Genomic DNA, 15,149 nt, shown 5'->3' on the forward strand with positions numbered 1-15,149 from the left:
AATGGATGAAGAAGTTAACTTGAATTTGACATCTGCAAGATACTACAGAATGACAATTGATTTCAAGCAGCTTGTTTCACATACAGATAAGCCAGACCAATTGCTCCGAGAATAAAACAGCAAATCGCCAGCCCCGCAATCATTCCCGAGAGCAATAACCAGCCTGTTAAACCAACCAGAGTCAAGAGCATCGCCAGTCCTTTCTGAGCTGCAGTAGATTGCATATTCCGGGACACGCACCAGATCAAACCGATCAGGATCAAGGTCCAGATAACTGTCCAAAGCAGCGCCCCACCAAATTCATAGGTGTTTTCCGGCCGGACGCTTAGTGCCAGCTTGGGCTGCCCGTTGATCTTGGTAAACACAAGCTTGTGACCATGCAGGGGAATATCAAAGTGCAGGGAAATTCCGCCTGCCTGAGTCCAGGCGGCCTGTTGTCCTTGGCCGGCCACTTCATTCACAATGATCGATTCGACGGGAGTTGGTAAAGTATTTGACTGCAGATTTCGAATTGTATGTGATTTAAGGCTGGCGGGGCCTCCCAGAGGAATGTTGGTAGAGGGTGTTGGCAATGACCATCGTGTAGAGTTCTGTTCTGATTGTCTATTACCAAATCGAGCACTCCCTCCGATTCCTCCCATCTCTGCTGAAGCTTCAGATTGGATTCGATCGCTGAAATCGGATGGGGCCGCATTCGGCATTGCTGCCTGCTGTTGCATACCCAGTTGAGACTGACCCTGATCGTTGGCATTCTTTAAACTTTGTTTTCGTCTCAACGCACGGCTGTCAACCGCTTGGGGCGGAACGCCTTTTCCTTTAGCCCCTCCTTTTTTGTCAGATCCTTTGCTGAAATAGAAACCTTTCAGTTCCGATTTCGATTCCAGTGCTTTGCCTGACTGAGGTTTTGCAGGTAGATTCCCGCTCTGTTGTGTCAATCCATCGGTATTCGCGTCAAATAACGTGGCTCTATTCCCGATCACGAGCTGGTTAAATGTCTCTTCTGAGTCGAAATCGACCTGTCCGCTCTGCCCCTGGCCTTGTGAAAACGTAATGATCTTCTGCTGTTGTGCCTGACGTTGTTTCTCTTGCTGTTGAATCTCGCCAATCTGTTGCTTGATACGCTGACCCTGCTGACCGGCATCCAGCGTCGAACTTTGATCCAGTTTCAATTCTAACTGCTTGAGATTTTTGATCGCCCGACTGCGAACGCGGTCACTTTTACTGCCGCTATACACCGAATACAAATTCTCCACATCTTTGGCCATGCTGGTCAGCGAGATGTCATCGGCACCATAGCCATTCACTGGTTCCACAGGCGTCATATTCGTGCGCGGGTCATCAAGCAGTGCAGTCGCTGCATACTCATCGGGAACGTAAACCGACCATTTGGTTTGCGCGACGGGAATACCATACTCGGCATCTTCAGCCGGGATCACGATTTGGGGTGGTTGTAAATCAATGTCTGCTGACTGCCAGCGAAAGGCCCCTTTGGGTAAGGATGCGGGCAGCCGTCCAGAGAGAATCAGATTGACTGAAAACGAAAGATCCGCGGCACTCGTTTTGGGTAATGCCAGTAGATAAATATCGGAGCTTGTTTCTGCTTTCGCTGCGTCTCTTTTTAACAGTACAGGAGCTGTCGGAACTCCCTTTACAAAGGCGCTTAATACCTGTGTCTTCTGGGGGAGTCTTACTGCCAGAAACTGTCGTGACCGATTTCGAATTCGATAGTCGGCATGCGTTTTCCAGCTACCATCATGCGCCAGAACTGTGGTCAGCTCTGCCATATTAACGGCAGCCGCGGCACCCTGGTCAGCCTGGAACTGTTGGATCTGATACAGCGGCGGTTTGCCATTCGGAATAATCCGTGCCAGTTCCATCGCCTGATTGGCCAGAGAGTCATTGATAACCAAAGGCACTTCTTGACGATCTACGGAAATCAGACTGTCCTGATTCAACAATGACAGGCGTGCCCACGAGTGATTGACCAGCATCAGAAAATGCTGCTGTGTTTCAAGTTCGGTTGTCTGCGGATCGACTTTGCTACTGGTATCCATGATCCTGACTTGCGGAATTTCAATTTGGCCGGAGTCGGGGGGAGACAACGTTGAATCGGCTGTGATGAAATAAGATCCTTCGACCGAATCTTGCAGATAAATGGTCCATTGAACAACGCTACCGCCGATCACCCGCTTATCCACCTGCCGAATCGATTTACCCCGAAAATCAAGATGCTCGCCTAACCAGGCTGGAGTCGCAAATGACAACACGCTAGTTGCAGCCCCTTGAATCGACCAGCGAATCGCCACCGTGTGGCTCACCGAAACATTCCCCACCGTGGTCATCACCAGGGAATTGGCGGTAACGCCCGGCTGGGCCGGCGTCAGTGCCAGTTTAATCCACTCAGGGAGTTCGGCCGTCGATCGAAATGCAAATTGCGGCAGGCGGCTTTGTTGTGCTTTCAGTTCAGGAGATAAATCAGCAGCGGAAATCGATCGCCAGTCGTTTAATTCAGGTGCACGGGCTACTAATGATTCATCACACCAGATTGCCAGATCGCTGCGAACGGACGATACTTCGAGCGGTGTCGGCATCATGACTTCGGCTACTGCTTGATTTGTTTCTCGGGGAATAACCCCCTCAAATATGATCTCCACCTGTTTGGTTTTTAACTCTTTAAATTCGAAAACCAATACCCGCATATCATCAGCGTTCTGCTCTATGATATACCAGTCATCCAGGCCTTCTGAATTGACGTTGAGTACCAGGTAGTCTTCCGGGAGTTCCATGACAAACGTGGATTCGGGAATTCCCTTTAATTGATAGCGGACCCGGCTGGAAAGACTCATCTTGCGTGGCGAAACCAGCACCGCGTGTTCCGCAATCGCTTGTTTCTCTGGTTGCCGACGCGAGACAGAAAATCGCAGTGTCAAAGGCCGCCGGGAAAATCGATAAGCCCACTGGGGACTCAGGTTCTGTCCGGCAATCTTCAGGAGCGGGGAAGATGTTGCCGGATTTTGGAATTTTCCGGTATCGATCTGAATCGCCCCCGTGATTTCATCCGGTCGAACCTGAAACTGTGACTCGGCATACACGCCCACCGTCCCCGTTTCATTGGTAATCTCTTCGGGGACCATCTGAGGTAGATTAACGGCCCGCGACTGTTTTCCAATTGATAAAGGCTGGAAGGCGACCACATTAACGGTCGTTGTCTCTTTGACATCACGCCTTAAAAAGATCTTGATGCGGCGGGCATCACCAGAGCCGACAATTTCCCAGCCTCCCACATCGGGGCCGGTGATTGACTGAATCCGCAAATCTTCCGAAATCTTCAAACTGGCCTGATTGATTTGCCCCTGCCGGATGCGGTACTGGTGCGTGCTCTGCAGCTCCAGTCCGGCATCTTGAATGATGGTTGCCTGTGTTGATTGACAATGCACGATTCCCTGAATCGCGCCCCGTTCTTCTGCGGGTCTCCAGGCAATTTGAATCTCCCCTCCCTGATCCACGGGCAGTTCCAGCATCGTTTTGTCGCCTGTGGTCTGTTTGCGATAAGAGGCTCTGGTCCCGGTGATACTCAGCTGTGAATTCTTATCCGGTAGTTCCAGTGTCAATCGACCGCTGGCAACCGGCTTCAAATTGATACGAAAGCTGCCTGCGGGGCCCGTCTGCTGTGCGGGAAGATCAAATTCCAGGTCCAGCAGATGCAGGCCTGGTTCCGAAATCACGAGAGAGTAAAAATGCGGTGCCGCCTTTTTTTGTTTACTGAATTGATGTTGTGGATGTGCCAATAATGTAGCTGATTTCCCATCTAAGAGGGCGCTGCTGATCGCCGCTACTCCCAATGGGAGTGGCAGTGTGACCGGTTGTTTGCCAACCGTATGGATCACCAGACGGCCCGTAACATGCACTACGGCCTGCCCAGCTTCCGCACCCGGTTTGACTTGTGCGGCATACAGTGCCTGGCTGACAGCTCCCAAAGAGGCAGCTGTTTCATCCATGGATTGTTCAGGATGAGCCGCGTTCCAGAGCTTTTTGAACTCGTCACGTGACAGAAAGATCCGCTGCGCACTTAAAGGATCTGATCCGACTTCATAAGGTACAATCAAATCCTGAGGTGGGCGAGGATTGACGACAGGTTTCTTCTGTGCAAAACTTGCTGCAGGATCACTCATCAACGTACCCAGCAGTATGATTGATGCGATGGTTGCCTTCGTTTTATCTGGATAACCCATCATCTCTTTCAACTCAGAACGAACCTGACGGACCATCCAGTCGAAACCCCAGAAGCAGGCCCCCAGAATGGTTCCCGTAAAAATGCCATCCAGGAATTCTTGAGTCCAGACAGGAAATAGCGCACTACAGGCAATGGGCACCAGAATCCCGATCAAGGTGAAGAGCAGTTTTCTAATGCAGGAAAGCCCGCGCAACAGCCAGCACAACCAGAGCACGCCGACGATCACCGCCAGGTAGATCCGTTGACTCCGCTGTCGCTGCAGTAATGATACGGTTAATGCTAACGGTTTCTGTTGTGGTTCCCCATAATATTGAAACGCCAGCGACCGAAATCCCTCAGGCTCGGGCAAGGGGGCTTCCACTGACAACCGTCCTCCCAGAGCTCTGGCAGGAATGTCTGTCGCTGGTTCACCGGCGGCCATTCCTTCAAACTCCGCTTCACCGTTTTTGGTGATCGTGATACCTGCCCCTCGTTGAAATACCTTCCCTCCTTCAATCCGCCGTTTGGATTTTTCAATCATGGGCTTCTCTGCCAGGTCTCCCGGATGGACAAGTAAAGGGGCTTTGAAAGCATCCTCTTTTTTAGCAGCGGGTTTCGGGGTGGCCTCATTTTCTATGAGATCAGGCAATGCAGGCGTTGCCTGAGATTGGTCCCTCGCTTCTTCCGCAGGCATATCGGTAGCATAGGAACCTTGTCGAAATTTGACGTCTGGGTCCGGACTAAAACCATCATTTGGTGCGGTTGCCGGATCGATTGATATTGCATTATTTCGTGCATCAGAACGTCGGGCTGCTTCTCGCGACTGCTGGACGGCGGGCAGCATCAAAGCAAACAGGATACAGAGAATCAGAAAGCCGACAATCATCGAGGCTGCATCGAATACGCTGCCTTTACGGAATAGATACATTCCGATCAAAATGATTCCGGCAACCATGAATACACAAATCAACCTCCAGATGAGATCGCCCAGTGAAAGCAAAGCGAGTTGCTGACGCAGGTACTCAATCATTCCCGGACGCATTAAAGATTGCTCCGGTACAAAGTCTCCTGAACTTTCGGTAATTAAGAGTTCATCGGGATAGAGAATGGTCCAGGACTGGTTCAGGATTTTCAATGGCTGGGTTTCACCGGTGCCATCGATGACTGCTAACTGTGGCGGCGTTTGTGAAAACTGTTTTGCTTTGTGCACCGGCGCGCGGTTTGCATCATACAATAGTTTCAAAGAATGAACGCCGTCAGACTGTGAGTCGGACGAAATCGGAACAATAAACGCCTCGCCCGTGTTACGGACTTCGACTGGAGTCCCATTCACCAGAGCCGAAAGTAATTCGCCTTGATCCGGCAAGACGACCTGGAGTGACTGAATGCCGACTGCGGAAAAGGACAGCAGTACTTCATTCTGAACCTCGCCGGAATGCCCCAATACACTTTTCAATGCCAGCTGATGTGCGATGGCTGTGGGAACGGCTGTCTGATCGAAGCGGGTCGCTTCCGCCTGAATCTCGTGTCCAACGCCGACAAAGCGGTAAGCGGCTACGATTCGTTCTCGTGGTTGATAAGCAACCGGCATCGGTAATTCCGCGGCATCAATGGCGGTCAGCGATTGTCCTCGGAGGCCCGTTGCCTGGATTTTCAAACGCTGATCCCCTTCTGCTTCAAACGCGACTTCCCCATACTGGCGATCGGCAGACATAATCTGCAATTGAGGAATCTTGACGACTTCCCCTTTTTTGCGTGGTTGTTCGACCGTTACTACCAGAATCTGTTTTCCACTTAAACGGCGATCCATTTTCAATGTCCAGACGCGGACGCCGTTCTTCGGTTCATCGGCCACTTGTTCGATAATCTTGCCGGCGGTTTTAATCAAGCGGAACTGCAAGTCAGTTCCCACATTTTCCGGGAGCGCCACCATTAATGAGCGATAGCTGCCACGCTCCACATTCAGAGTCGCTTCGAAATGGGAAAACAGAGTAGTGGGATCAAGGCGTATATATTGCAAATGGTGAGCCGCCAACTGCAGTGGTTTGCGGGAGACCATCAGGCTGCCTGCATAGTTATTATCCTGGTACTGATACCCAAACCGCATATTGGGAATGCGTTCCTGCATCGGTTCCAGATTGGTTAAATTACTGGGAATAAGATCCCAGTCTTTTTCCGCATTGATGATCAGCGACCCTTCCAGAATTTTCGCCTGCGGCAATTCAATTTTGGGCAGATCGAGTAATTGACTGTCTGCATCAGGGGGCCAGTTATCCAGATCGCGATGTGCTGTCACCACAATTTTGGCTTCCGTATTCGCGGGCAGTGCTTTGGAAAAAGGAAGTCGAATGAACTTCGTACCTGCTTCTCGCGAGGATTCTTTCCAGTCGACAGGTTTGTTTTGCAGAGTTGCTCCCAGAATGGTCCACTCGGCGGGAACTTTCATCTGAAACTCGAACATCGGTGCGAACAGGCTTTCCACTGTTGTGAGGAGTTGCAAATCCATCCCCTGCTCATTGATGTTGACCGCGGTCGAAGCCGCCATCTGAACTTCGGAACGTTTTTCCTGAGTCACTAGAGTGATGTTGAATTTCTGCTGCCAGAAATCAAAATCCAGGCCGGGATTGGTCAGGCTGCGTCCGGTCGATCCTTTGCGAGGGATCGGCTGGGGTTGTGCTTTACGTCTGACGTTATTGGTTCGTTCCACCTGCAGCCGCACTCCCAGTGGATAGCGAATCAAAACAGAGCCGACGTGCGAGTTGACTTTTTCGATCGCAAGATCGGGAACCTTCCACGATTTTTCTGTTTCGGTTGTCATCACGCCGCGACAGACAATCTGCCGTTCCCCTTCAATGGGCTGCCGATAATTCAGAGTGATTTCGGTGCGACTGCTGTCTTTGACGCTGTCATTCAACGCCCATGATTCCAGGCCCGTTGATTCCACACTGACAATTTCCAGAGTTTCAGGCACACTGAGGACTACCCGGTCCAGCGACTGTCCATAGATATTGAGTGCTGTCTGTGCCTGCCAGGCGACCTTTCCCGGGCTGACGGAAACACCAATGCCACTGCGAGCAAAGATCAGTGAATCATTGGTCTGCTCCCGGGTCTGCTCGGTGATTTTCAAACTGACCTGTGCCTCACCGCCGATGGGAAACTCATAAACGCCTTTCTGTCCATTCGGCGTAGACGATTTGACTTTGAGGTCGTTGACAATCAGATGTTGTTTGGCCGGGATTTCCATTTTGAAGCGGCTGGCAACCTGTGGCAGCAGTTGGAATTGAGCAACCTGATCACTGCCGACAGAATTCAATGCAGCCGACATTTGCAGTTTCAACTGATGCTCGCCTGGCCGTTGGTTGAACAACTGTAATAACTGAGATTTCCCTGATGACCGCGCAATCATCGCCGGCTGTTGATCTACGGTCGCCGATTCCATTGCCAGTCCATTTAAGGGGAGATTGATCACTGTCAGTTTCTGCTGGAACTGCCGAAAGGAAATTGTTGCTTCAATGACGATTTGATGGTCGACGACTTTTGCCTGATAGTCGGCTGCATAAATGACGGCATTGGTTTGCGGAAGTTCGATGCCTCCCGTGTTTGTATCGGCCTGTTTTTTTAAGGCTTCATACTGTTTTCGTGGCAATAACACGCCACTACGATCGCGGGCGATGACAGCGTCCAATTGGTCCACGGGAAGATAAACGGCTGTTTTCGGCCATTTCTTCGGAGCGGGAACGATCACACTTTTTTGGGCAGCCGGTTTTTGTGCCAGTGTGGTCTGCGGAAAGACGAGTGTCAGACAGACGCAGCAACTCAATAGAGTGAGCAACCAGCCCGGTACACGGTTTGGATGAACCGGGAACCGTCGATGGTTTTTTCCAAACGCGGTTCGATTTATTTTATTCTGAATCATGGCGAACCTCATTGAAGTTTGTCGCTCACAGTAAGTCTTTGAATCATGTCACAAAACGGTATCGCTGTCTGAACTGTCGCCGGGCTATTTTTTGTCCGATTGACCATCCAGGAATTCATCAAAGATGCCCGGCGGTGGTATCACAGCAGCCGTTGAGCCTGCCTTGTCGGTTTTGGAATCGAGTGAGCCGGTCCGTGGATGCGACGCGGGCATTCCCTTACGGTGTCCTGAGAACGAATAGATGATCCACAGCCCCAGCATGGTGAGGATTCCAAAACGTGCGGCGTAAACACCGTTCAAAACGAGATTAGCATTGGTCAATGAGAACATCGCCAGAATGAATACCAGAAAGATCAGCAGAGTCAATTTGTTCTGCCAGCATCGGTTTCGCATCACAATGGCAATCCCCACCAGAGCGCCACTTAAGACCCAGGTAAGTACAGAGAGCTTCCACCAGGAAACGCTGATTTCGCTGCTGTCACCCAAACGTCTATAAGTAAAAGCACGGCCCTCCGTCGGGAAATCGACGAGCGAACCAGCGGTCTTTCCAATCCAGGAATCAAAATGACTGCCAGGAATGGGGCTGCCACCACGTTTAGGAATGATACCGGAGAGATAGGGTTTGTTCTCGGGTTCAAATTCGTCAGATAGACTCACCAGTGCATACTGATCGGGGACCCAGATGGCAGTTCTTAATTGTTGAACCACTACATTCTCTGCCTGCGTTCCACCAAATCGAGGTAATGGCAGTGTTAAATTTCCTCCAGGAGAGTCAGTAATTCGCGGAACAGCTTTTGTAAACAACAGGCTGATCAAAAACGCCTGATCGGACGCTTGATCGCGGGCCACGTTCACAAAGTAGGTGGACCAGCCTTTTTCACCCTGGCCCTGTTCATCTTTTTCCAAAGGAACTGGTTGGCCGGCGACGGTGACGCTTAAAGGCTCCATCCCTTCGGGTAACGCGACTTTCAATTGCTGTCGTTCACTCGATTTCATCAAGTAGCGGCAACGATAAGTCGAACGCCCTTCTTTGCTCACCACGACCTCGACCAGCGATTTCAGAATGATCGTTTCAACGACTTCCTGAATTTTGTGTCGTGTGGATGCCAGTTCCAATATGACCGGTTGTGTGAAATAACGATACGCCAGAAATCCATCCTGGGGCAATAACTTCAACTCGCGAATATCAATCGGATCGAGTTGTTCATCAAGCTGCGAAGTCGAGACAGAAAGCGTTTTTGATTTCTGGATCGAAATTTCTCCGTAGACGCGAGATAGCGGAACATCGCGAGAGCGTTTGTTATCATCCGATTTTTCCAGCCCCAGAACTTTCACAGGTTGTAAACTGATTTTCTTCAGTGCGACTTCGCCCGAATCGTCCTCATTTTTTTCTTTCTTTTTCTCATCCGCTTTCTCTGCCTCCCCAGCGGAGTCGCCTTCTTTCGCAGGCTTGGCTTTCAATGCCAGCAAGCCCGGCGTAATATCATAGCGTACTTCCAGAATATAAGGTCCTTGTACATTCCGCTGTGTCGTTACCGTCCAGGTGACCCACCCGTCAACAGCTTGTTCAGAACGGCTTTTTTGTTTAATCGACGGTGCAGGAGCCGCAGACAGGGAGCGAATCTGGATCAGGTCAGCAATCGCTTCCGGTACTGCAAAGCGAAAGGTATCGATGCCGGCATACTGCACCTGATAGGAGATTCGGGTTGTGACTTCTGCTATCTGCTCTTTGACGTCAACGCTGGTGGCGACGTCGGCAATGAGTCTCGTTGGTTTGATGCGAATCTGAACCGGAATCACGACCGGCCGCCTGTTGTAATCCCACAATGATGCCAGTGACATATTTCCGGATTGCGATCTTCTGGCATTGGTCGCAGGCTGAGCCCCCACGACATCCGGGTTGTTAATGATCAACTCCATCGATTCCGGCGCATAAATGGCAACCTGACCAGTTTCCCGTTCGATGTTTGTTGGCTCCAGTAAGGGCACGTTGATTTTGGATTCCTGCTCCCCTTGAGTGAAATCCTGATGAGCGCGGAGATGCAGCTTCAGTTTTCCCTGATACTTCTGTAGTAAGGAAATCGTCAGCAGCCGCGATTGTTTGTCAAAATTGTATTCTTTCAATCCTGCAACGTTGACCGAATCGATCACCAATGGTTCGGGAACTTTCAACTGGAATGAAAAAATACCCGCTCGCTGAATATCATAATCGAGCTGCGCTCCCAACCTGATTTCATCTTCGCCGAAAAAACACTCGGTCAACTGGTTGACAAAAATTCTGGGTTCCAGCGGTTGCACACTAATCTGTAACTGGGCTGACGGATTAAAGAATCGATAATAAACGGCATTAGCTCTTTGAATGCTTGCCGGGATGCCTGCAGCTTCACTACGGGTCACCCCTTCCATTTTCGTGACGGAAAACGTCATGCTTTCACCAGGATCAATGGCGATCTGACCGCTTTCCCGGATCACGTCCAGAGCATGAATCCCGTGCGTGGCAGAATCGGTTAAACCAAGAATTTCAAACGGATCATCCGGGATCTCTTTTTCGGTGTGCACTTGAATTAAGGCACCATCCTGGAGCTTGTTGAGGAATTCGACCGAGATCACTTGCCGATCAGCGGCTTTTTCTACTTTCCAGCTTTTGATTTTCGCATTCGGAGAAGAGAGATCCAGAATGCGATCGTTAAGAGGCACCGCGATGCGTGCCGTCTGCAGATCTCCTCGGAGAACGTCATACTTCAATGATGTCTGTGTGTGAACCAGACCATCACGAATGGAGACCAGTGTGGAGTTCTCGACACTGGCCAGTAAATCCATTTCCGGTTTGGTACTTTCGCGGGGATACCAGAGCACGCTGATTTGATTTGTGGCTCCCAATGTTGATTTGACGAGAGTTGACTTGGGGGGAGATGTTGCAGGCAAGCGAACCAACTGGGGGGTGATTTTGACTGTCTGATCGGCTTCCGGAATGGTTAATTCCAGCGTGGTAATTCCTACCGTTGGACAGACAAACTGGAAACTCCGCCCTTCCGGTGAGTTTTTCACCCGTGTCAGCAGTTCGATCTGAACCTGATGCGCGCCTTTCTCTGAGAGTAATAGCGAGTAGCTTCCTTTACCGGTTCCCCGTAAAAAGACTTTGGACTTCGCCGAACTCACTTTACCAATCGCCGCATCACCAAAACGCAGAGGGACTTCGACCCAGGGATCGCCCATCACTTGTATCGTCAACTCACATTGAATGCGGGCCACATTTTCTTCAACGGTTCCTGTATAGGAAGCACTGGTGACAACCGCTTTGACGGGAAACTGGATTCCCCCCTCTTTGCCCAGCCCGGCCGACTCTGACCAGAGTTTTAAGTACTCCAGATAAGGCATGAAAATGGTTGCGTCCGATTTGTCGAATACATCCTTGATATTTTTAAAAGGGACGTAGATCAAGCGATCCCAGTCATCCTGTTTTTCGGTTGAGTTCTCTTTTTCGCCTATGGCGGGCTTATCTGCTTCTACCACAGATTGTGCCAACGAAAAACGGGGCCCCGCCATCAAGGCACACGCCATGACCCCAAACAGAATGAATCGAGGTGTGAATCTCAGGTATCGCATATCACCCACCTTTTGTACATTATTCGATCCCCTGTCCTTTTGTGAAAAGAGATAACAAACAGGATGATCGCGTAAAAAGCGTTAAATTCAGAGTTTATAGAAGCCAGTATAGTTTTTTTCGCATATTGTCTGGAAGATTGGACGTAAGTGAGACGAGTGAAATTGCGAAAAAAATGAAAAATTTTCTATGAAACAAATAGAGAGAACAAGCCTGTCTGAGTTCACTTGTCCTCTGAGAAGACGATTGACGTCGGGTTCTCGAACAGAGGGAGCCACGTCTGTTATTGACCCTCGTAACTCTCTTTGAACTTCTCATACCCCAAGTTACTCTACACCTTTCTTACTTGCTTCTGCTCTCGAACCCGTTTAAGTTGAATTGTTGCTACCAGATCCAGTCTGTCCAAATGGATCTTTTCCCCGGTTCTGATTCAGGAAGCCCGCCTGTATGTCTCATTTCAGTTTTAATCGATTTCTAATTTTTCAATTGATTGTTCTGTCAGGCATCTGCTTGTTATCGGTCTCCCCTCAATATCTCTCAGCAGGCGAGTTGAAAATAGTTCCTTTCAATGCAGACGTGACCCCGGAACTGGGCGTTCCCGTTGCGTATGCGCCCGCCAGGAAAATAGTCACACCACTGTATGCCAGAGGCATTGTGCTCTTGTCTGATGAGCAACCGGTTGTCTTGTGTGCCGTCGATGCGATTGGGATCGGGAATGCGGGTTATGATATCTGGCGTCAGGAATTAGCGAAAGCTGCCAAAACGACGGCAGAGCGAGTCGCCTTGCATTCATTGCACCAGCACGATGCGCCCCGCTTTGACTTTGCTACTGGGAAACTGATGGAAGAACAGGGGCTTGCCGGAAAAAACTACGACAATGACTACAATCGAGAATGCATTCAAAAGGTGGTCGATGCCATCACAGAGGGCATGAAAACCCCGCAAACGGTAACGCACCTGGGAATCGGCAAATCAAAAGTCGAAAAAGTCGCCTCGAACCGCCGCTTACTGGGAGGCGATGGCAAAGTGCGTTTGATGCGGTGGAGTAAATCAACGTCGCCTGAGGCAATCAAAGCGCCCGAAGGAGTCATTGATCCTTACTTGCGTTCCATCTGCTTCTGGAATCAGGATCATCCGATCGCGGTCTTGAACTATTATGCCACACATCCCCAAAGCTATTATGGCCAAGGCGATGTGAACTATGAATTTGTCGGCATGGCACGGGAAGCCAGAAACAAAGCCTTGCCGGGTACGCTCAATGTATACTTCAACGGTGCTGCGGGGAATGTGGCAGCCGGGAAATACAATGATGGTTCTACCAAAATGAGGCCGATCTTGGCCGGGCGTGTCGAACGAGCCATGCAGCAGGCATTTGACCATCAGAAAAAGACCGAGGTGACTTCGGCTGACCTGCACTGGAAAACCAAAATGACCGCGTTACCCGTGGCTTCACATCTGGATTCGGAAAAATTAGCAGCGACGATCAAAGATAAAACCAAAACTCCGAAAGAGCGGGCCTCCGCCGCATTTCGGCTGGTCTGGTATCAAAGAGCCAGCGCTGGGCATCAGATTCCGGTTACCTGCCTGCATTTGGAGTCAGCGTCTATCTTGCATCTTCCGGGAGAACTATTCGTGGAATACCAGTTGAAAGCGCAAGAATTTGCTCCCGAGCGAACGGTTTGCATGGCTGCATACGGCGACTATGGTCCCGGTTATATCTGTACCGAGATCGCGTATTCCCAGGGAGGCTATGAATCGAGTCCTGGAGCCAGCCTGGTAGCACCGGAAGTGGAATCGGTTCTGATGCAAGTGATCCAAAATCTGGTCACTTCTGCACCAGCAAAGCCTTGAAGTGGGAACCGCATGATCTGCGGTCGCTTAGTTTGCCACTGCAGAAAGTTTGGGGAGCAAGGTGACAGAACGTCGCAATACTTCTTTGCCTTTTGACTTAATGGAAACATAATAATTACCAGGCTCCAGAGTCGCAGGCGGGTAGACCTGAAAGGCACTCCGTAAATTCTCACGCAGCACAATCTGACCACTGCGATGAACAATGCGCCCGTCTTCTTCGCAGAAGTGACAATCGATCCAGATGTCTTCATGCGGTGGATTCAGACAACATTGAACAAGAATCATTTCTCCGATCATGAATTCGGATTTACGATTGGTCAGCCAGCCTCCCACCATTTGGGTTCCGGTATCCACAGAAAGGAATTTGTCTTTTTGTCGCATTGTCTGTTCGGGGGCCAGCATTTGAGCCATCAGTTCCGGATCAACTTCATGCAGTGTCATCCGTCCTTCAGGACGCCGCAGGCCATAGATATCCTGTTGATGTTCGACATAAATGCTGAGAACTAACACTACCATAATTCCTGTCACCCAGGCTGTGGGAGATTTCCAGCCAGCAACTGGTTGAGGGCGATACTTTTCAATAGCTGCTCCCAGACTGGCTGCTGTTTGTTTCAGCCACCCTGTACCACGCACCAGTCGTCGGAATTGAGCAGAGATCCATTGCACATCGTTTTCGGTCAGGAAGCAGAAATAAATCGAAATCGAGACCATTGGGAAAATGTAAAGTCCCAGAGAAAAGAGTGTGCCGATATGGAAGGCAGCTCCCAGTCCCAGACCGAGAATACGTCCCCACTTCCGCCAGACAATAAAGACAAAGGCGATTTCCCAGACGATAGCGACATAGGACATCACAGACAACATAATTGGATACATTGTCAGGAACTCACCCAATGGATGCGGATTATTGTATCGTGACATCGCCCAGTAACTGATCTGATCCCCTTCGAGATAACCAGGGGTGTGAAGTTTTGTGATTGCAGCGCCAAAATAAATCAGTGCGATCAAAATCTGCATCAGTCTCTGGGGCCAGACCTCAAATCGAGGCAGTTCATGTTTGGTATAAAGCGGCAGTGATTTCTTTTCTCGTTTGCCTTTCAACCAGCTGTCAACGGACCAGATCGATCCGCATCGCGATAGCGAAAGTAAAAACAGGACATGGGAAGCGATGACGGAATACTTCGTCGCCATGCTGATGCAATCCATGAAACAGAAATAGGTATAAAGTGTTACGGAAGCGATCAGGGAGAACCGGGTCATCCAGCCGATGCTGCTGCAGAACAGAAAAAATGCGAGTGCCGCGAACAGGCCGACGACAACCGTTCCCGGAAGCATCGGTAAAAAGTCATAATATCGAAAAATTTCAGCCAAAGGAGCCGGTGCGCCATCTGCGGAAAACAGTTCCCGGGAATAAGGCCATCTGGTGCAGACCGTGCCCAGTAAGACGAGTGGAACCAGCATCCGGACAATGGCCAGTCCGTAGGGAACTTCTTCTGCGAAAAAGAAACGCTGGAAGCGATCACGAATCGAATGAGTGAGTGTGGGAATCACTTCTTTAGCATCCATGC

Annotated in this window: 4 protein-coding genes; 1 reads left to right on the forward strand and 3 read right to left on the reverse strand. The window is 50.2% G+C overall.

The window, feature by feature from the left end:
* Window positions 1-62: 62 nt before the first annotated feature.
* Both Enr17x_RS26475 and Enr17x_RS26480 read right to left on the reverse strand, forming a co-directional pair.
* Window positions 63-8,129 carry a hypothetical protein gene (locus Enr17x_RS26475; protein WP_145313006.1) on the reverse strand — a complete coding sequence of 2,689 codons (8,067 nt, stop codon included), beginning with the start codon at window positions 8,127-8,129 and terminating at the stop codon, window positions 63-65.
* An 84-nt stretch (window positions 8,130-8,213) separates the two neighbouring features.
* The gene (locus Enr17x_RS26480) at window positions 8,214-11,735 is read right to left on the reverse strand and encodes a hypothetical protein (protein ID WP_145313008.1); all 3,522 of its coding nucleotides are present in this window, start codon (window positions 11,733-11,735) and stop codon (window positions 8,214-8,216) included.
* 445 nt (window positions 11,736-12,180) lie between these two features.
* Between Enr17x_RS26480 and Enr17x_RS26485 the strand changes: the two genes are divergently transcribed.
* On the forward strand, window positions 12,181-13,584 hold the full coding sequence (locus Enr17x_RS26485) for a hypothetical protein (RefSeq protein ID WP_145313010.1): 1,404 nt from the start codon (window positions 12,181-12,183) through the stop codon (window positions 13,582-13,584).
* A gap of 27 nt (window positions 13,585-13,611) precedes the next feature.
* On the opposite strand, the gene Enr17x_RS26490 is transcribed toward Enr17x_RS26485, so the two are convergent.
* The gene (locus tag Enr17x_RS26490) at window positions 13,612-15,147 is read right to left on the reverse strand and encodes an HTTM domain-containing protein (protein WP_145313012.1); all 1,536 of its coding nucleotides are present in this window, start codon (window positions 15,145-15,147) and stop codon (window positions 13,612-13,614) included.
* Between the last annotated feature and the right edge of the window lie 2 nt (window positions 15,148-15,149).

The sequence above is a fragment of the Gimesia fumaroli genome (assembly GCF_007754425.1).
Taxonomy (GTDB): domain Bacteria; phylum Planctomycetota; class Planctomycetia; order Planctomycetales; family Planctomycetaceae; genus Gimesia; species Gimesia fumaroli.